The 19,324-nt window shown below is 68.7% G+C and carries 17 protein-coding genes; 3 read left to right on the plus strand and 14 right to left on the minus strand.

Annotated features, from left to right (window positions below):
* Window positions 1–467 precede the first annotated feature (467 nt).
* Both AC3WRI_RS08585 and AC3WRI_RS08590 read left to right on the plus strand, forming a co-directional pair.
* A complete protein-coding gene (locus AC3WRI_RS08585; protein ID WP_011616783.1) occupies window positions 468–1,604 on the plus strand; it encodes an FAD-dependent monooxygenase in 1,137 nt (378 codons plus the stop codon).
* 69 nt (window positions 1,605–1,673) lie between these two features.
* Window positions 1,674–2,513, plus strand: a complete 840-nt coding sequence (locus AC3WRI_RS08590; RefSeq protein ID WP_010811669.1) for an IclR family transcriptional regulator — start codon at window positions 1,674–1,676, stop codon at window positions 2,511–2,513.
* Here the strand turns inward: AC3WRI_RS08590 and AC3WRI_RS08595 are convergent.
* The 7 genes from AC3WRI_RS08595 to AC3WRI_RS08625 form a co-directional block, all read right to left on the minus strand.
* Window positions 2,500–3,516 carry a tripartite tricarboxylate transporter substrate binding protein gene (locus AC3WRI_RS08595; RefSeq protein ID WP_010811670.1) on the minus strand — a complete coding sequence of 339 codons (1,017 nt, stop codon included), beginning with the start codon at window positions 3,514–3,516 and terminating at the stop codon, window positions 2,500–2,502. The two genes, AC3WRI_RS08590 and AC3WRI_RS08595, sit on opposite strands and share 14 nt — an antisense overlap.
* 38 nt (window positions 3,517–3,554) lie before the next feature.
* Window positions 3,555–4,406: an IclR family transcriptional regulator gene (locus AC3WRI_RS08600; protein ID WP_010811671.1), complete on the minus strand. Its 852-nt coding sequence runs from the start codon at window positions 4,404–4,406 to the stop codon at window positions 3,555–3,557.
* A 102-nt stretch (window positions 4,407–4,508) separates the two neighbouring features.
* On the minus strand, window positions 4,509–5,246 hold the full coding sequence (locus AC3WRI_RS08605; protein WP_010811672.1) for an SRPBCC family protein: 738 nt from the start codon (window positions 5,244–5,246) through the stop codon (window positions 4,509–4,511).
* Window positions 5,236–5,712, minus strand: a complete 477-nt coding sequence (locus tag AC3WRI_RS08610) for a (2Fe-2S)-binding protein (protein ID WP_010811673.1) — start codon at window positions 5,710–5,712, stop codon at window positions 5,236–5,238. The genes AC3WRI_RS08605 and AC3WRI_RS08610 overlap by 11 nt, the downstream gene beginning before the upstream one ends.
* Window positions 5,713–5,721: 9 nt before the next feature.
* Complete coding sequence (locus tag AC3WRI_RS08615; protein WP_010811674.1) at window positions 5,722–6,588, minus strand: FAD binding domain-containing protein; 867 nt, start codon at window positions 6,586–6,588, stop codon at window positions 5,722–5,724.
* Window positions 6,581–8,872 (minus strand): xanthine dehydrogenase family protein molybdopterin-binding subunit, encoded by a 2,292-nt coding sequence (locus AC3WRI_RS08620; RefSeq protein ID WP_011616782.1) that lies wholly within the window; start codon window positions 8,870–8,872, stop codon window positions 6,581–6,583. Before AC3WRI_RS08620 ends, AC3WRI_RS08615 begins: the two co-directional genes overlap by 8 nt.
* 49 nt (window positions 8,873–8,921) lie before the next feature.
* The gene (locus AC3WRI_RS08625; RefSeq protein ID WP_011616781.1) at window positions 8,922–9,914 is read right to left on the minus strand and encodes a Bug family tripartite tricarboxylate transporter substrate binding protein; all 993 of its coding nucleotides are present in this window, start codon (window positions 9,912–9,914) and stop codon (window positions 8,922–8,924) included.
* A gap of 322 nt (window positions 9,915–10,236) precedes the next feature.
* Between AC3WRI_RS08625 and AC3WRI_RS08630 the strand changes: the two genes are divergently transcribed.
* The gene (locus AC3WRI_RS08630; RefSeq protein ID WP_010811677.1) at window positions 10,237–10,755 is read left to right on the plus strand and encodes a MarR family winged helix-turn-helix transcriptional regulator; all 519 of its coding nucleotides are present in this window, start codon (window positions 10,237–10,239) and stop codon (window positions 10,753–10,755) included.
* Between the two features lie 61 nt (window positions 10,756–10,816).
* On the opposite strand, the gene AC3WRI_RS08635 is transcribed toward AC3WRI_RS08630, so the two are convergent.
* The 7 genes from AC3WRI_RS08635 to AC3WRI_RS08665 form a co-directional block, all read right to left on the minus strand.
* Window positions 10,817–12,124 carry an MFS transporter gene (locus tag AC3WRI_RS08635; protein ID WP_231881505.1) on the minus strand — a complete coding sequence of 436 codons (1,308 nt, stop codon included), beginning with the start codon at window positions 12,122–12,124 and terminating at the stop codon, window positions 10,817–10,819.
* A 374-nt stretch (window positions 12,125–12,498) separates the two neighbouring features.
* Complete coding sequence (locus AC3WRI_RS08640; protein ID WP_010811679.1) at window positions 12,499–13,455, minus strand: PDR/VanB family oxidoreductase; 957 nt, start codon at window positions 13,453–13,455, stop codon at window positions 12,499–12,501.
* A 26-nt stretch (window positions 13,456–13,481) separates the two neighbouring features.
* The gene (locus AC3WRI_RS08645) at window positions 13,482–14,456 is read right to left on the minus strand and encodes a VOC family protein (RefSeq protein ID WP_011616780.1); all 975 of its coding nucleotides are present in this window, start codon (window positions 14,454–14,456) and stop codon (window positions 13,482–13,484) included.
* Between the two features lie 23 nt (window positions 14,457–14,479).
* On the minus strand, window positions 14,480–15,958 hold the full coding sequence (locus AC3WRI_RS08650; protein WP_010811681.1) for an aldehyde dehydrogenase: 1,479 nt from the start codon (window positions 15,956–15,958) through the stop codon (window positions 14,480–14,482).
* A 41-nt stretch (window positions 15,959–15,999) separates the two neighbouring features.
* Complete coding sequence (locus AC3WRI_RS08655) at window positions 16,000–16,800, minus strand: aspartate dehydrogenase (protein WP_010811682.1); 801 nt, start codon at window positions 16,798–16,800, stop codon at window positions 16,000–16,002.
* 12 nt (window positions 16,801–16,812) lie between these two features.
* Window positions 16,813–18,528 (minus strand): thiamine pyrophosphate-binding protein, encoded by a 1,716-nt coding sequence (locus AC3WRI_RS08660; protein ID WP_011616779.1) that lies wholly within the window; start codon window positions 18,526–18,528, stop codon window positions 16,813–16,815.
* Window positions 18,521–19,324: an SDR family oxidoreductase gene (locus AC3WRI_RS08665; RefSeq protein ID WP_011616778.1), complete on the minus strand. Its 804-nt coding sequence runs from the start codon at window positions 19,322–19,324 to the stop codon at window positions 18,521–18,523. The genes AC3WRI_RS08660 and AC3WRI_RS08665 overlap by 8 nt, the downstream gene beginning before the upstream one ends.

The following is a 19,324-nucleotide window of genomic DNA, read 5'->3' on the forward strand; positions in this document are numbered from 1 at the left end:
GAAAAAACCGACAGCGCACTTTGAGCCTGCGCAGCAGCCGTAGGCGTCCCCGCGATACGGTCGGCAGCAGGCGGCCTACACCCTGCATGGGGATCGTCCAATAGTGGGTTAACGCAGGCACTGCCCCACACTCACATGGCGTAGCAGGGTCGAACGGGCACCCACGCCCAAACGGCAAGCACCACCGCTCGAACCACCAACGCCGCGGAATTGATTGCCAGCCGCATAGGCGACGCGTTTTTTGGTTACTTTTTGTCGCTCGGACAAAAAGTGACTCGCCGGCCACGCCGGCGAAACAGCCACGCTGCCAGAAGCCACAAACCGACCGCATTGCCCCAACTCCATCCCCACCAAAGGACTGAAAACCACTCCCTAGGGTTCACCCTTAATTGACTGGCTACACCTGCGCTCATATATTTTTATGAACATATAGTTCATTTTTGAACACAACCAAGCAGGTAGACTAAATGCCCCTCAAGATCGGAATCAACGGCGCCGGCATCGGCGGCCTCGCCGCAGCCATCGCACTGCGCAAGCTCGGCATGGACGCAATCGTCTACGAACAAGCCCCCCGCTTCGCCCGCGTAGGCGCCGACATCAACCTGACCCCCAACGCCGTGCGCGTCCTCGACGGGCTAGGCATCGGCGACGCCCTGCGCGAAACCGCCGCACGCCCCAGCCACCGCATCAGCCGCACGTGGGACACCGGCGAAGAAACTTCCCGCCTGCCGATGCAGAAAGACGCCGAGCGCCGCTACGGCGCCCCGCAACTGACCATGCACCGCGCCGACCTGATGACCGCACTGGAAGCCGCCGTGCCGGCCGAATGCGTGCGCCTTGGCCACAAGGCCGTGGCGATCGAGCCGCATGCCGATAGCGCCACGCTGCGCTTCGCCAGTGGCGCAGAGGAGCGCGTCGATGTGCTGGTCGGCGCCGACGGCATCCACTCGACCGTGCGCACCGCCCTGTTCGGCCAGGAAAGCCCGATCTTCACCGGCGTGGTGGCCTACCGCGCGGTCGTTCCCGCCGAGCGCCTCGCCGGCGTGCCCAACCTGGGCGCCTTCACCAAATGGTGGGGCCCCGACGCCGCCACACAGATCGTCACCTTCCCGCTCAACCGCGGCCGCGACATCTTTATCTTCGCCACCGTCGCACAGGAAGCCTGGCGCCATGAGTCCTGGACCACGCCGGGCCGCGTGCAAGACCTGCGCAGCGCCTATGCCGGCTTCCACCCCGAGGCGCGCGCACTGCTCGATGCCTGCGACGAGGTGCTGATCTCCGCGCTGTACGTGCGCGACCCGCTGCCGGCATGGTGCGCCGGCCCGGTCACGCTGATGGGCGACGCCTGCCACCCGATGATGCCGTTCATGGCACAAGGCGCCGGCATGGCGATTGAAGACGGCGTGGTGCTGGCGCGCTGCCTTGCCGATGCCGCACCCGGCGGTGCCGCAGGCGTGCCCGCCGCGCTGGCACGCTACCAGGCCGCGCGCCACGAACGCACCAGCCGCATCCAGATCGGCTCGCGCGGCAATGCCTGGCTGAAGGAAGGCGGCAATGCCGACTGGGTGTACGATTACGACGCCTGGAACGTCGCCCTCGGCTGAAGCCGCGCCGATCGTTTCCGCCAGCACGGCCGCCTGCGCGGCCGTTTTCCGTTGACAGCAGACACCACCATGCCCAAATCCCGCCCACAGCCTGACCTTGCCGACGATGGCGATACCGAAGACGCCCGCGAAGCCCAGCTGGTCTCGCCGGTGATCCGCGGCCTGCGCCTGCTGCGCTTCATCGCCGAGGGCGGCGCCACCGCCAACCTGAGCGAAGTGGGCCGGCGCATCGACGTGAACCGCGTCACCGTGATGCGGCTGCTGGATACACTGGAGCATGAGGGCATGGTGGAACGCCTGCCGCAAGGCGGGCACCAGGTCGGCTTCAACTTCCTGAAGCTGGCCTCGCGCGTGCTGGCCAGCAATGACCTGACCAGCTTTGCCGCACGCGTGCTGGCCCGGCTGAGCGCATCGCTGCAGCTGTCGGCCTACCTGGCCGTGCGCGATGGCGGCGATGCACTCTACCTGCTGCGGCAGATGCCCGCGGCCTCGCTGGTCAGCAATATCCAGGTCGGCAGCCGCGTGGCCGCACACCTGACCACGCCGGGGCGGATGCTGATTGCCGAGCTGCCGCCGGAGACGCTGCGCGAGCTGCTGGGATCCGATCCCCTGCCGACGGTCACCGGCCAGAGCCCGGCCACGCACGCGCGGCTGGCTGATATCCTTGCCGCCGATCGCGAACGCGGCTGCGCCTGGAGCTTTTCCGCCTATGAACCGGGCATCGATTCCTGCGCGGCACCGGTGCGCGGCGCCGACGGCGACGTGATCGCCGCGATCAGCGTGGCGGGACCGCAGCAGCGCTTTGAAGCCGATGGCGCGCTGCGCGAGCGCGTGGAGAAGGAAGTCAGGCAGGCCGCGCGCGACCTGTCGGGCCTGATGGGATACCGCAGCGCCGCTACTCCGCGGTAATCCCGTACGCCTTGATCAGCTTCGCCCACGCCGCGGTTTCCTCGCGGATGCGGGCCTCGAGCGCCTGCGCCGTGCTGCCCACCGGCTCCATGCCCTGGCGCTGCAGCTCGGCCCGCACCGGGGGCGTGGCCAGCAGCGCGCGCACGTCGGCGCTGAGCGCATCGGCCGCCAGCTGCGGCGTGGCCCTGGGCACCAGCAGCGCATACCAGGAACTGACGTCGATGCCGGGCACGCCCTGCTCGGCCAGCGACGGCACGTTCGGCGCGGCCGGCGAGCGCCTGGACTGCGTCACCGCCAGCGCGCGCAGCGCGCCGGACTGGATAAACGGCGCCAGCGTCGGCCACGTGCCGAACAGCATCGGCACCTGTCCGCCCACCACGTCGTTGAGCGCCTGCGTGGTGCCTTTGTAGGGCACGTGCAGCAGCGTGATGCCGGCCTTGTTGCGGAACAGCTCGCCGGCCAGGTGCAGGCCGCTGCCGACGCCCGGGCTGGCGTAGCCCAGCGGCTTGCCGGACTTCTCTGCCTGCTGTGCCAGCCTGACCAGGTCCTGCACGGAATTCGCCTTTACTGACGGATGCACCGCCAGCACGTTGGGCGAGCCCGCCAGCAGCGACACCGGCCGGAAATCACGCTCGACGTTGTAGCTCAGCGCCGGCATCAGCGTGGGGTTGATGGTCAGGTTGCCGGCCGGGGCCACCAGCAGCGTGCAGCCGTCGCCCGGCGCGCGCCGCACCGTGTCGATGCCGATATTGCCGTTGGCGCCAGGCTTGTTGTCTACCACGAACGGCGTGCCGCGCCGCTGCTGCAGCCCGTGCGCCAGCGTGCGCGCGAGCTGGTCTGCCGGGCCGCCGGCCGGGAACGGCACCACGATGCGCACATTGGCGCAGCCGGCGGCTTGCGCCGCCTGCCACGGCACGCACGCCGCCAGCGCAGCGGCCAGCGCCGTGCCGGCCAGCCATTGCCGCCGGCGCGGCGGCCTGTTGTATGTCTTGCGTTGCTGCATATTGCTTCCCAATGGATGGCTGGCGGCGCGCGCTGCCGTCACGCGAACGGTTTCGGCACCTCCGGCCGGTAGTCGAGCAGGCTCGACAGCTCGGCCGCCGCCCGCCTGACCTGTTCCACCACATTGTCGAGCTGGTCCGGATCGATGCGCGAGGCCGGGATGGTCGCGCCCAGCGCCGCCACAACCTTGCCGCTGCGGTCGCGCACCGGCGCCGCGATGGTGGAGATGCTGGCCTCGAAGAACCCTTCATGCAGCACATAGCCGCGCTGGCGGTCGCGCTGGACCATGTCGTACAGCTCTTCGACAGTGCGCGGCGTGCTTTCGGAATACACCTCCAGGCGCTCTTCCGGATACAGCGTGCGCAGTTCCGCCAGCGACAGGTCTTCCAGCAGCACGCGGCCCAGCACGGTCGCATGCGCCGGCAGCCGGGTGCCAACGTTGACGGTGCTGGCAAACGGGCGCGAGGCCACCGACTTGGCCACATAGACGATGGAGCGCCCGTCGCGCACCACCAGGTTGCACGGATAGTGGATCTCGTCGCGCAGCCGGTCCAGCAGCGGGCGGCCCAGCTCGGTCAGCTCCAGCGAGGCCAGGTAGTCAAAGCCCAGCCGCAGCACCGCCATGCCCAGGCGGAATTCGCGCCCGCCGTCGGTGCGCTCGACAAAGCCCATCATTTCCAGCGTGGCCAGCAGCCGGAACACGGTCGAACGCGGCACCTTGAGCCGGCGCGCCAGCTCGGCCGCCGACAAGGTGCGCTCACGGCTGCTGAATTCGGCCAGCAGCCGCAGGCCGCGCTCCAGCCCCGGCACGATGTACTTCTCCTGGGCGCTCTCCGGGGCGCCCTCCTGGCCGCTTTCCTGCGTGTCTTCCTGCGGCGAATCGGTCGTCATGGTCTGTCTCTGCAATATTCGGTCTTGGCGTAACGCTCTCATATATCACGCCTGCACCCCGTAGGGTACCCGTATTGCCGGCAGACCCCGCCCTGGCTCCGCCTATGCCCCTGGGCGCAGGTAGTCGCGCAGCCAGGCCGCGCATTGCTCGCCCTGGGCGGCGGGCCACCGCACCACGATGGTCTCGTCGCTGCGGCGAAGCTCAACGCAGATGTCCGACAGCGGCCCGCGCGCGGCCTCGCCGCGCCCGAACAGCCGCGAGAACAGCCCGCCGGCGGCGGGTGCGGGCGCGGACCGTGTCGGCAGCACCGCATGGCCGTTGGCAGCCGCGGCCGATGCAACCGGTGCCGCAGGTGCGGACTTCGCCGCCGGCTCGGGCGCTGCCTGCGCCCCCTGCGGCGACAGCCGCGCCAGCAGGTTGGCGCCAAACTCGTCCCACATGCGGTCGGCCTTGGTCTTCATCACGCTCAGGCCGAAAGTGCCCAGCCGGCCCAGCACGTCCACCTCCACCCTGATGCGCAGCTGCGTGCCGCCATCGTCCAGGGCGGTCAGGAAGAGCTCGCTCGACTGGCGCAGCGAGCTGGCCACCGAGTCGTCCTCGCCGGTGCCCTCGGTGCGCAGGTAATGCGGCGCGCGCGTCTCGACGATCTTCGTATGCAGCCGGAAGCGCGCGTTGATGAAGGCGATCTTGACCGCCATATGGGCGATGTACTCGACATCGCTCAGCACTTCGATCGATTCCATGCCGGGCACGCACGCGCCCATCACGTTGGGGTCGAGCAGCAGCTCCCACACGCGCGCCGGCGGCGCCGCGGTGACCAGGGTCTTTTCAATTTCCACGCATTTTCTCCGCGGCGGACAGGACCGATTCAACGATGCCGACATAGCCGGTGCAGCGGCACAGGTTGCCGTTCAGGCCGTGCCGGACTTCGTCTTCGGTCGGGTTGGGGTTATTGGCAAGCAGCGCGCACGAGGCCATCAGGAAGCCCGGCGTGCAATAGCCGCACTGCAGCCCGCCGTTGTCCATGAAGCACTGCTGCAGCGGATGCAGCTGGCCGTCGGCGGCCAGCCCCTCCACCGTCATCACATGGCGCCCGCGCGCCTGCACGGCGAGCATCAGGCAGGACTTGACCACCTCGCCGTCGACCAGCACGGAGCAGGCGCCGCAGATGCCGGTCTCGCAGCCACGCTTGGTGCCGGTCAGGTTCAGGTCGTCGCGCAGCAGGTCGGACAGCAGGCGCCGCGCCGGCACCTCCACCTGGTGTTCCTCGCCGTTGACGGTGAGTTCGATGCTGACTTGGTTCATGGGGATTCCTTACTCCGATGCCACGCCGAACAGCTCGGCAATGGTGCGGCGCGCGACTACCCGCACCATCTCGCGCCGGTAGCTTTCGGACCCGCGCATGTCCGAGACCGCGTTGATGTCCGCGGCGACAATGGCGGCCGTCTCCTCGGCTAGTTCCGCGGTGACGGCCTTGCCGGCCAGCAGCGCTTCGGCGCGGCGCAGCCGGGCCGGGATCGGCGTGGACGCGCCCACCGCCAGCCGCGCCTCGACGCAGAACGCGCCCTCGCGCCGCACCGCCAGTGCCACGCTGGCGAGCGGCCGGTGCTCGGCGGCGGTGCGCAGGAAACGCGCATAGCGGCCATCGGCGCCGGCACCCGGCGCCGGCACGCGGATCTGCGTGACGATCTCGTCCGGCGCCAGTGCCGTGACGTAGTAGTCGACCAGGAAGTCCTCGATATCGATCTCGCGCTCGCCGCCTCGGCCGCTGACCACGATCCGCGCGCCCAGCGCCATCAGGCAGCCGGGCGGATCGGTGGCGGGGTCGGCATAGCAGAGGTTGCCGCCGATGGTGCCCTGGTTGCGCACCTGCGGATTGGCCACGCGCGAGGCCATGCTGGCCAGCATCGGGTAGTGCGCCTGCACCAGCGGCGAGCGCGCTACCTCGGCATGCAGCGTCAGCGCGCCGATGCGCAGGCCCTCGCGCGCATCGAAGGTGATGCCGCGCAGCGCCTTGAGCCGGCCCAGCGAGACCAGGTGGCCAGGCGTCAGCATGCGCTGGCGCATGCCGAGCATCAGCGCGGTGCCGCCGGCAAGGATGCGGCAACTGTCGCCCAGCTCGGCCAGCATCTGGCTGGCCTCGGCCACGGTGGCCGGCTCAAGGAAGGCAAAGTCACGCATGGACGGCCTCCTTCTGCTTCAGTTCGCGCAGGCCCGCCAGCACCTTCTCCGGCGTGATCGGCAGCGACTGGATGCGCACGCCCACGGCGTCGAAGACGGCATTGGCGATCGCCGCCGCGCCCGGCAGGATCGCGGTTTCGCTGGCGCCCTTGGCGCCATAGGGGCCGTTGGGGTCGTTCGATTCCACCACGTCGGTGCGCAGCATCGGCACCGCGTCGGCGGTCGGCATGGTGTAGTCGGCAAAGTTGCCGTTCATCAGGCGGCCATCCTCGTATTGCAGGTTCTCGTACAGGGTCCAGCCGATCGCCTGCACGGTCGCGCCGTGGGTCTGGCCGTGCACGGCGAGCGGGTTGATGGCCTTGCCGCAGTCGTCGGCGACAAAGCTGTCGATCACGGTGACCTGGCCGGTGCTGGTGTCGACTTCCACTTCCACCGCCTGTGCCGCGAAGGAGTGCGCGGGCGCGACGTTGCCGTAGTAGTCGGCGTCGTGCATCACCGTGGGCGCGTCATAGGTGGCGCGCACGTGGATGCCCTCGCCGCCGTGGCGGAAGATATGCAGCCGCGCGATCTCCGCCAGCGTGGCGGACTTGTCGGGCTGGCCCGGCGCGGCGATGCGGCCATCGGCAATCGCCAGTTGTTCCGCGTCCACGCCAAGCTTCTCCGCCGCGAGTGCCAGCAGTTTCTGGCGCGCCTCGCGCGCGGCACGCAGCAACGCATTGCCGGCGATGATGGTCACGCGCGACGCCAGCGAGCCCAGGCAGAACGGCGCGGTATCGGTATCCGGCGCCATCACGGTCACGTGCGACAGCGGGATGCCGAGCTCCTGCGCGCAGATCTGGCTGAGCATGGTGTTGGCGCCCTGCCCCATGTCGCACTCGCTGGTCTGCAGCATCGCGCGCCCGTCCTCGTTGATCTTGAGCAGGATGGTCGAGCCGTCCCAGTTGCCCAGCGTGCGGTTGCCGCTGACGTGCATGGCCGCGGCAATGCCCACGCCGCGCCGGCGCGTGCCGGTGCCGCGCGGCGCGGCGCGCTTCTCGTCCCAGCCGATGGCCTTGCGGGTCATTTCCAGGCACTCGGCCATGCCGGTGCTGCTGATCTTCCAGCCATGCACGCTGGTCTCGCCCGCGCCGATCGCATTGCGCTTGTGCACCTCCACCGGGTCCATGCCGAGCATGCCGGCCAGCACGGTCAGGTGGCAGTTCAGCGGAAACTGCATCTGCTGCCCGCCAAAGCCGCGGAAGGCGCCGCGCGGCGGGTTGTTGGTATAGGCCATGACCGCATGCGAGCGCACGTTCTGCACGCGGTGCATGTTGTCGCTGCGCATGGCGGTGACGTGCATCACATCACCGGCAAGCCCGGAGTAGGCGCCGCATTCGGCCGCGATGCGCACATCCTTGGCCAGGATCACGCCGTCTGCGGACAGCCCCATGCGCAGCCACACTTTCATCGGCACGCTGGCGCGCGCGCCCTGGAAGTCTTCCAGCCGGTTGTTGACCAGCCGCACCGGGCGCTCCAGCCGGCTGGCCAGGAAGGCGCAGATCAGGCTGTTGTTCTCCTCGACGATCTTGGCGCCGAAGCCGCCGCCGGTGGTCGCCTGCACCACGCGGATGGTCGAGACCGGCCGGTCCAGCGCCTCGGCCAGCCGCGCGCGCGCCAGGAACACGGACTGGGTCGAGGCCCACAGCGTGAGCCGCCCGTTGCCGTCCTGCGCCGCCACCGAGGCCATCGGCTCAAGGTAGCCCGGGTACTGCGAGTGCATGTCGTAGGTGGCCTCATACACTGCGGCGCAGGCTTCGAACGCGGCATCCACGTCGCCCCGCACGATGTGCATCTCATGGCCGATATTGCGCGTGCCGGCATGGATCTCGGGCGCGCCATCGGCCAGCGCCGCTTCCGGCGTCAGCAGCGCGGGCAGCGCCTCGTACTCGATGCGGACCAGGTCCAGCGCATCACGCGCGATCTCCTCGCTGACCGCCACCACCGCGGCCACTTCCTCGCCGACGTGGCGCACCACGCCGCAGGCCAGGATGCGCTGCTCCTTGCGGTGCGGGCCCCAGTTGCGGGCGGGCACATCGTGCCCGGTCACCACCAGCTTGACGCCGGGCAGCGCCTTCGCCGCGGAGGTGTCGATGCGCACGATGCGCGCATGCGGGTGTGGGCTGCGCAGCACCTTGGCATGCAGCATGCCGGGCAACTTGATGTCGCCGGCATACTGCGCGCGCCCCATGACCTTTTCCCGCGCGGTCACCTGCGGCGTGGAGCTTCCCACGATGGCCTTGCTCATGCCGGCCTCCTGCTTGTCTGGTTGCATGAACGCGATGCGCTGCCCTGCGTCATTCCGCCGTGATCGCGAGGTCGCGGATCACCTTGCCCAGCCGCTCGTAGTCGGCCGCGTTGACCTTTTCCAGCGCGGCCGGGGCGCCGCCCACCGGGCTGGCGCCGAAGGTGGCCATCTTCTCGGTCACGTCCGGCAGGCGCAGCACGTCGTTGAGCTGCTGGTTCAGCACCTTGACCACCTCGGGCGGCGTGCCCTTGGGCGCCATCACGCCATGCCAGGCGCCGACCACCACGTCCTTGTAGCCGAGCTCGGCCAGCGTCGGCACGTTGGGCAGCAGCGGCGAGCGCTTTGCGTCCGTGATCGCCAGCGGGATCAGCCGGCCGGTGTTGATGTACTGCGCCACCGGACCCAGCGTGACGTAGGCAAAGTTCACGTGCCCCGCCACCACGTCGTTGACCGCCGGCGCCACGCCCTTGTACGGCACGTGCTGGATCTTCACGCCCGCGGCGCGGTTGAGCATCTCGCCGGCGATGTGCATCGGCGAACCCGCGCCCGGGCTGCCATAGGTCAGCGTCTTGCCGCCCCTGGCCACGGCAATCATCTCGCCGACGGTCTTGATGCCGGCCTGCGGGTTGGCCACCAGCAGCACCGCCTGCACCGCGGTCTGGATCACGGGGGTGAAGCCGTGCAGCGGGTCATAGCTGGCCGACGGCGCCAGCTTGAGCACCATCGGCGCCAGCGTGAAAGGGTTGGGCGTGTACAGCAGCGTGTAGCCGTCCGCCGGCGCGCGGCTGACGAAGCTGGCGCCGACCACGCCGCCGGCACCGGGGCGGTTCTCGACGATGACCGGCTGCTTCAGGCGCGCCGACAGCTTGTCGGCATAGAGCCGGGCCATGGCGTCGGTGTCGCCGCCAGGCGGATAGGCCACGACCATGGTCACGGTCTTGGCCGGATACGCGGCGGTGGCCAGCGCGCTGCCCGCGGCAAGCGCAAGCGCGGCCATGGCAGTGGCTGCAAGGAAAAGGCGGCGGGGGCGTTCGTGTCTCATCAACAGCTCCTGTGGGGGCGCATTCGCGGTTGGAGTGGGCTGTTGTGCGCACCGCGAAAACAGGGTTGGCTCGGGTTACAACACTTTCGGTTGTTTTATTAGTAAAACGTACGTTCACACCAGGAACATTGATAATCCTATGTCGCCAATATTGACAACTCAACTTACGTTAAATACCTATTGACATGATTTAGTTTGCTTAATTCTCTTGCATGACACGAAAGCGACACCCGGTGGCGGAATTGGCGAGCGCCTGTGAGACAATCGGGCCCGCCAACCGGCCCGAACTCCGCGGCCGGCAGACCCTGACCAAGAGGAACGCATGCCCCGTGACGCCGCGCCCGCCAACGGCCAGCCCGCGCCAGACACCGACAACACCAGCCCGTGGACCGACCTCGACGAGGCCGGCAGCGGCCTGACCGTCGACAATTTCCTGACCACGATGCTGAGCCAGCTGGTCACCGCGCTGCGCAGCACGGTGACCAAGCCCTATGCGGAACAGTTCGGCCTGACCGTGCCGGAGTGGCGCATCCTGGCGCTGCTGGCGCACGCGCGCGAACTGCCGTTTGCCGAGCTGGTGACCCAGTCGACCTCGGACAAGGCGCTGGTGAGCCGCACGCTGCGGCTGCTGGAGGATCGGGGATTGGTGCGGCTGACCTCAGCCGGCAACACGCCGCGCAAGAAGCTGATCTGCGCGATCAGTGAAGCCGGTGCCGCGCTGCACGACCAGGTGATGCCGCTGGCGCGGCGGGGGCAGGCGCAGGTGATCCGGCAGTTGTCGCCGGAGGAGCGGGAAGCGGTTTACCAGGGGCTGCGCAAGCTGTTGCGCACGCAGGAATAAAGAAAAAGTGCCGCACCCGGATTGCGGGGCGGCCCGAAGGGAACGGGACCAGCACGCCCGTTCAGACCTCCAGTTCTTCCAGCACCCGCCCCTTGGTCTCGATGCCAAGGAAATGCACGGTGACAGCCGCCAGCGCCGGCACCACGGACAGCGCGAAGAAGGCGACGCTGAGGTTGCCGCTGCCAATGGTGCTGGCGATCAGGCCAGGCGCGAAGATCGCCGCCAGCTTCAGCCAGGCGCCGCCCAGGCCGCAGCCCATCGCGCGGACGCTGGTCGGGTACAACTCGGGCGTGTAAACATAGGCGGTGATAAAGCCGCTGGCCAGGAAGCCCATCGCCAGCGCGCAGAAGGTCGCTACCACATACACGTTCGAAGCGTGGAACACCCCCGCCAGCACCAGCGACAGCGCGCACAGCAGGAACGACACGTTGATCACCGGCTTGCGGCCCACCTTGTCGACAATCATCGCGCACACCAGCGAGCCGACCACGCCCAGCACCGAGGCGCCGGCGGCAAGGTTCAGCGCCAGCTGCAGCGGCGCGTGGTAGACGGTCTTGTAGACCGTGGGCAGCCACGTCGACAGCCCGTACTGGATAAAGCCGCAGGTTGCCCACAGCATCCATACCGCCAGCGTGCGGCCGAGGTAGGCCTTGCTGACCAGGTCACGCACGCGCCGGCGCGGGTGCTGGGTCATGCGGTCGTAGCTGCCGGCATTGACCGGCGGCGGCAGCGGATCCTTGGCGCGCGCCTCGAACGCACGCAGTGCGGCATCGGCTTCTTCAAGACGGCCTTTCTCCGCCAGCCAGCGTGGCGATTCCGGGATCACGCGGCGCAGGATGAAGAACAGCACCAGCGGCACGCCGCCGATGAAGTACATCACCTCCCAGCCGTAGTGCGGCACCAGCCAGGCGCCAACGCCGTTGGACACCATCAGGCCGATCGGGAACACCACCTCGTACAGCAGCACGAAGCGCCCACGGCCATGCGCGCGCGTGACTTCGTTGATATAGGTGGCGGCCACCGGCAGCTCACCGCCAAGGCCGAGGCCCTGCACGATGCGCAGCAGCAAGAAGATCTCGAACGACGGCGCGAAGCCGCAGGCAATGCTCATCAGGCCGATGATGCCCGCGCTCCAGCCGATCGAGCGCAGCCGGCCGAAGCGCTCGGCCAGCCCCGGGAACAGCAGCGCGCCGACCAGCTGGCCGACCGAAGGCGCAGCGATCAGCACGCCGATCTGGCCCGGCGTCAGCGACCACTGCGCGATCAGCAGCGGCAGCGTGGCTGCGATGGCGATGACGTCGAAGCCATCGAAGAAGGTGGCCAGGCCGATCAGCAGCCGGGCGCGGATATGCATGGCATTGCCCGGCATGCGCTCGATGCGGGCAACGATATTGCCGCGCGTGAGCGGGCCGCTGCGGGCCGCCGCCGCGCTCTGGCCGGCGCTGTCGGCCGTGGTCACGATACCTGCGGTGGCGGCCACCGGTGCGCCGGGGGACGCTGCGTCTTGTCTCTGGGTTAACACGGGGCTTCTCGGTTTGATTCTTCGGGGGTTGCTCCCCTCTCCCGCTTGCGGGAGAGGGGCCGGGGGAGAGGGCAGGCACTTGATAACGGCAGATGCCGCGGCTTGCCCGGCGGCCTGGGAAGAGGCAGTCGGGATTCGACAGCGCATCGGCTACGGCGTGCGCTGGCCCTCTCTCCCGCCCCTCTCCCGCGCGCGGGAGAGGGGAGAACACAATCGCGAAATTACAAGTCCAGCACCAGCTTGCTGCCCTTGCACCCCGACACGCACACCATCATGGTCTTGTTGCTGGCGCGCTCGCTGTTGCTGAGCACGCTGTCGCGATGATCGGGGCAACCTTCCAGCACCGCGGTCTCGCACGAGCCGCACACGCCTTCGCGGCAGCTGTAGTCCATCTGCACGCCGGCATCGAGCAGTGCGTCCAGCAGCGACTTGCCGGACGGCACCTTGACGGTGGTGCCGGTGCGCGACAGCGACACGGTGTACTCGCCCTCCTGCACCGCCTCGGTCGAGGGGTCGGCGGCAAAGCGCTCGATATGCACGTTCGGGTAGCCATGCGCTTCGCAGGCAGCCTCGAACGCCTTCAGCATCGGACCGGGGCCGCAGCAGTAGAAGTGCGTCTGCACCTCCTGGCCGGCCAGCATCGCGTTCAGGTCCGGCGGCACGCCGGCCTCGTCGTCGAAGTGAAAGTGCACGGCATCGCCATGGGCCGACAGCTGTTCGACGAATGCGGCCTCGGCACGCGAACGGGCGCAGTAGATCAGCGTGAACGACCTGCCCAGCTCGGCCAGGCGGCGCGCCATGCAGACGATCGGCGTGACGCCGATGCCGCCGGCGACCAGCACGGTGTGCGCGGCGCTTTCGTCCAGCTCGAAGTTGTTGCGCGGCGCCCCCACGGTCAGCGTGGCGCCCACGCGCAGCTGCTCATGCACGTAGCGCGAACCGCCGCGGCTGCCGCGGTCCAGCAGCACGCCCACGGTATAGCGCCGGCGCGCTTCGGGCGCGCCGCACAGCGAGTAGCTGCGCACCAGGCCGTTGCCCAGGTGCAGGTCGATATGGGCGCCCGGGCTGTACTCGGGCAGGGTCTTCCCTTCGGGATCTTGCAGTTCGATGCTGACCACGCCGCGCGCTTCATAGCGCATGGCGTGGACGCGCAGGGTCAGGGACTGGTGGGCACTCATTGCTGCTTCCTTCGATTGCTGCTGACTTACCGCTTCTCGGTCAGGAACTTGCCTGCCGGTCCGCCCGCGTTCTTCTGGCGGCGGGTGTTGCCGTCGATGCCGCCTTCGATCGCCCATTCGGCGAACATGGTCGGGCCCGGCTCGAAAGCGCGCGGCTCCCAGTGTTCGTCGAGCTGGTCTTCGTCGGCGTAGTACTCGATCAGGCCGCCGGCCGGGTTCTTGAAGTACCAGAAGTAGGCCGACGAGATCGGGTGCCGGCCCGGGCCGAGCTGCGTATCCCAGCCCTTGCGCGAGACATGCATGCCGCCGCCGAAGACTTCGTGGATGTCGCGCACGGTGAAGGCGACGTGATTCAGGCCGCTCTTCGGTTCCGGCAGCTGCAGCAGGAACAGGTCGTGGTGGCCGCCTTCGGGCGTGCAGCGCAGGAAGGCGCCGCGGTCCGGGTAGCGGTCCGACGGCACGAAGCCGAACTTCTCGACATAGAAGCGCTCAGTGGCCTTGACGTCCTTGACGAAGAACACCACGTGGCCCACTTCGATCGGGGTGGCATGGTCGTAGATCGGGCTGCGCTGGTTCAGGCGCGGCTTGTCGTTCCACGTGTTCATCAGCGCGCATTCGACCTGCACGTCATGCTTGCGGGTGACCTGGAAACGCACGGCCAGGCCGTTCGGATCGGTGCAGCCCACGCGCAGCGTATCGCCCTCGCCTTGCTTCACGAAGCCCGGTGCATCAGCGATTGCCTTGGCGAGCTGGTCCAGCGAGGCCTGTGACTCGACGCCCCACACCACTTCGCGCAGCGTCGGGCCGGCCTCGATCGCGGGCGGCAGCGTGGCATCGTCGATGCGGCGCACCAGCACGCGGCAGCCGTTCAGCGTTTCAAAATCCAGGCCCTGCGCATCGTCGCGCTTGATGGCCAGGCCCCAGTCGGTGAAAAAGCCACGGCAGGCGTCAAAGTCATCCGCGCCGTAGACGATCTCGTCGATCCCCAATACCTTGATCATTGCTTCTCTCCAGCCTGCCGGGTTCAGTGGTTGGCCCACGGCAGCGGTTGTTCGTTCAGACCCCAGTACACGCTCTTCTGCTCCATGTACTGCAGGATGCCAAGCCGCCCCTTCTCGCGGCCCAGGCCGCTGTCGCGCCAGCCGCCGAACGGCGTCGCGATCGAGAATTGCTTGTAGGTGTTGATCCACACATTGCCCGCCTGCACGGCGCGTGCCACGCGCCAGGCGCGCTTGTAGTCGCGCGTCCAGATGCCCGCGGCAAGCGCATAGACGCTGTCGTTGGCCTGCGCGATCAGGTCATCCTCGTCGTCGAACGGGATTGCGACCAGCACCGGCCCGAAGATCTCTTCCTGGCAGATGCGGGCGTTGTTATCCAGCCCTTCGATGATGGTCGGCGTGTAGAAATAGCCGTTGGGCAGGCCGGCCACGTCTGGGCGCAGGCCGCCGGTGCGCAGCTGGCCGCCCTCTTCCACGCCGGCGGCCACGTACGACTCGATGCTGTCGCGGTGGCGGTCGGTAATCAGCGGGCCCATCTGGGTACGCTCGTCGGCGGGGTCGCCCACGCGCAGGTGCGCGGCGCCCGCGGCCAGGCGGTCGATAAAGGCCTCGTACTGCGAGCGCGCCACGAACAGGCGCGAGCCGGCGATGCACGACTCGCCCGACGAGCTGAAGATGCCGTACAGCACGCCGTTGACCGCGTGGTCCAGGTCGGCATCGTCGAACACCATGGTCGGCGACTTGCCGCCCAGTTCCAGCGACACCGGCATCATCTTGTCGGCGGCGATATGGGCGATGTGCTTGCCGGTGGTGGTGCCGCCGGTGAACGACACGCGGCGCACCAGCGGATGCTTGGTGATGGCGTCGCCGATGACCGAACCCTTGCCGGGCAGCACGCTGAGCAGGCCCTTGGGCACGCCGGCCTCTTCGCAGATGCGCGCCAGCTCCAGCGCCATCAGCGGCGTGACCTCGGCGGGCTTGACCACCACGGCGTTGCCGGCGGCGAGCGCGGGCGCCATCTTCTGCGCCTCGCTGGCGATCGGCGAGTTCCACGGCGTGATCGCCGCAACCACGCCCATCGGCTCGTACACGCTCATGGTCAGGCAGTCGCCGCGCTGCGGCGTGATGGTTTCTTCCAGCGTCTCGCAGGCGGCGGCAAAGAACTGGAAGGTGCCGGCGGCGCTGGCCACCAGGGCGCGCGTCTCGCTGATCGGCTTGCCGTTGTCCAGGCGCTGGCGCTGGGCCAGCTGCTCGCCCTGGGCGCGGATCAGCTCGGCCACGCGGTACAGCACGGCGGCGCGCTCATGCGGCTTGCGTTGGGCCCAGCCGCTGGTGAGGAAGGCCTGATGGGCGCCCTGCACCGCTTCTTCCACGTCCGCCAGGCTGGCGGCGTTCAGTTCTGCCACCACTTCGCCGGTAGCCGGATAGCGGGTGCCATAGCGGTCGCCGGTCCCCAGGCGCCATTCGCCCGCGATGCAGATGGGGAGTACTTCTTGCGTCTTCATTGTCGTTGCCTGCTAAGTCTGTGGGGCGTTGGCTGCCGGGACTAGATCGATACCGCGTGCGCCCGGTTTCCCAGTGCGCGCACCACGCTGAACACGGTCAGCGCGGAAGTCTTGGGATTGGCCGCCAGCGGCTTGCCGCGCATCGTCAGCTCGAAGCCGCCGAAGGCGCCGCGCGCTTCCACGTGGTGCACGTTCTCCACCGCATGCGGGTCGGCCAGCAGCTTGACCGAGGTGCGGTCCAGCCCCAAGCCTGCCAGCGACACCGTGGCGGCCACGTTGGCGTTCTTGGGATACAGACGCGCCGCGTCGCGGGCCGTGCCTTCGAAGATCACGGTCGCCTCGGTCAGCGCATCCAGGTCGAAGAGCTGCTCGGCCGGCGTGCCGGCCCAGGCGCGAGCCGGCTTGCGGCCGGTGTAGATGACTTCGTCCAGCCCGCCGACACGCGCCGCGGCCAGCGCATCGATCGCGCCGATCGCACCTGACAACAGCTGCACCTGGGTGCCGCCGCGGCGCGCGGCCGCTTCCAGCCGCTCGGCCATGCCGGGCTCGGACAGCGCGCCCACCGACACCACCATGCACGGGATGCCGCGTTCCAGCGCCGGCACGATGTGCTCTTCCAGCGCATGGTGGCCGGCGCACTCGACCAGCAGGTCGGGACGCTGGTCGTCCAGGTGCGTCGCCACGCGGGCGCCCGGCGCCAGCGCGGTGACCGCGTCGCGGGCCTCGTCCATCGTGTGCTCCGGCACGATCACCACGTCGAACACCACCTCGGGATCGCTCTTGAGCAATTCCATCACGCCGCGGCCGATCGCGCCGCAGCCAACCATGGACACATGCAGCATCTCCGGTCTCCCTCAGGCGGTGACAGTGGTTTGTTCGCGCGCCGGCTCTTCGTTGTCCTTGTTCACCGGGGGGCCGGCGAAGATGGTCTTGAAGGAACCGATCGACAGCATGTCGATCTCCAGCAGGAACGGGCCCGACTCGACCGTGGCCGCTTCCAGCGCGGCGCCGACCTCGGCCAGGTTGCTCACGCGCGCATGGCGCAGCGACAGCGACTTGGCCAGCGTGGCGTAGTCCGGGGTATGCAGGTCCACGTAGTGGCGGCGGCCGCCGTACTGGGCGTCCTGGATGTTCTTGATCACGCCGTAGCCCTTGTCGTTCATCAGCACGATCACCATGTCGGCGCGTTCCTGCACCGCGGTGGCCAGTTCGCCCAGGTTCAGGATAAAACCGCCGTCGCCGGCCAGCGTGAAGGTCTTCTTGCCCGAAGCGGTCGCCGCAGCACCGATCGCGGCGCCGATGCCCATCGCCAGGCCCTGGCCGATGCCGCCGCCCAGCGCATGCACGCCGGCACGCGAATCGAAGATGCGCAGATGGCGGTTGCCCCAGGTGCTGTTCGACACGGTCACGTCGCGCACCCAGTTGAAGCTGCGGCCGACCGCGCCCTGCAGCGCCTGCACCAGCGCCGAGTACGGGCCCAGGCCGTCGACCAGGCTGTTGACGGCGGTGTCATGGGCGCGGCGCAGGTCGGCGGCGAAGGCCGGGTCGATCTGCATGCGCTTTTCAAGCCGATCCGCCAGGGCGTCCAGCGCCAGCGCGGCGTCGCCGCTGACAAAGTAGTCGCTCAGGTAGCAGCGGCCTTCGGCGGCCGGGTCGGCGTCGATGCGCAGCAGCGGGCGCGGCAGCTTCAGTTCGTACTTCAGGGTTTCATTGCCGCGCAGGCGCGAGCCCACCACCAGCATCGCGTCGCAGGTCTGGTAGAAGGCCTCGACCGGCTTATGCAGGTTGTAGGCGCCCAGCGAACGGGGATCGTCTTCCGGCACGATGCCGCGGCCTTGCGTGCTGGTGACCACGCCGAAGCCCAGGTCCAGCAGGCGCTGCACCTGCTTGCTGGCGTGGCGCGCACCGCCGCCCAGCCACAGCAGCGGGCGCTTGGCCTTGGCCAGGCGCTCGGCCAGCGCGTCCAGCGCATGTGCCGACGGCACGTGCTGCGGCACCGGCAGCGGCTGCAGGTCGGCCGGCATCTCGATCAGCGCGGCCTGGATGTCGATGGGGATCTCCACGCTGACCGGGCCGGTCGGCGCCGTCAGTGCGGTCTGCACGGCCAGCTTGATGGTGCTGATGGCGGTGTCGGCGCTGCGGATGCGGAAGGCGGCCTTGGACACGGCCTTGAGCATGGTGAGCTGGTCCGGCGCTTCGTGGATGTAGGCGAGGCTCTGGTCCAGGTAAGGCGTTTCGATCTGGCCGGTGATATGCAGCATCGGCGTGCCGGCGGTCAGCGCTTCGACCATGGCGCCGGCGGCGTTGCCCGCGGCGGTGCCGGTGCTGGTCAGGCACACGCCCAGGCCACCGGTGGTGCGGGCATAGGCATCGGCCATATTGGTGCCGCCCGCTTCGCCGCGCGCCGGCACGAAGCGGATCTTGCCGCGCTCGCCCATGGCGTCGAGGATCGGCATATTGTGGATCGAGATCACGCCGAAGGCGGCCTTGACGCCGCACTGCTCGAGAAACGCCGTGATGGCGCAACCGACGGTGACCTGCTGTTGCTCGTACTGTTGTTGATTAGGCATGACGGGAGTGTCCTCCGGAGATATCGATATGGCTGCCCGTGGTGTACGAAGACAACGGCGAGGCAAGGAACAGGATGGCGCGGGCTGCCTCGACCGGCAGGCCCAGGCGGCCAAGGGGAATATGTTTCTGCTGGGCCAGGCGCGCGGTCCATGCGGCCCAGTCCAGGTGGCGGTCTGCTTCAGGGCGCGCCTCGAAGCGGCGGCGCCACTGGCCCGATTCGACCAGGCCGATCAGGATGCCGTTGACGCGGACGCCCTTGGGCGCAAACTCGGTGGCCATCGAGCGCACCAGGTTGAGCACGCCGGCACGCGCGGCGGAAGTCGCCACCATGTGCGGCTCCGGCTGCTGCGCCAGCAGCGAGTTGACGCAGACGATGGCGCCCTGGCCTGACTTCTCAAGCTGCGGCAGGAACGCGCGCGTCGGGTGGATCACGGAGAAGAACTTGAGCTGCAGTTCTTCCATCCAGGCCGCGTCCTCGGTGTTGGCGAAGGTGGAGACACGGCCCTGGCCGGCGTTGTTGACCAGCATGTCGACGTTGCCCAGCGTGGCCTGCACGGCAGCGGCAAAGGCGGCGACCTGTTCAGGCTTGAGCACGTCGCAGGTGGCGGCATGGAGCCGGCACCCGGGGAATTTCTCGCGCAGCTGCGCTTCGGCGCTGCGCAGTCGGTTCTCGTCGCGGCCGCACATGGCCACGGCGGCGCCCGCTTCGAGCAGCAGCTCGACGGTCGCCAGCCCGATGCCGGAGGACCCGCCGGTGACGACGGCAACCTTGCCGCCGAGTTCAATCATGGACAT

Source organism: Cupriavidus sp. FW305-27 (assembly GCF_058787995.1).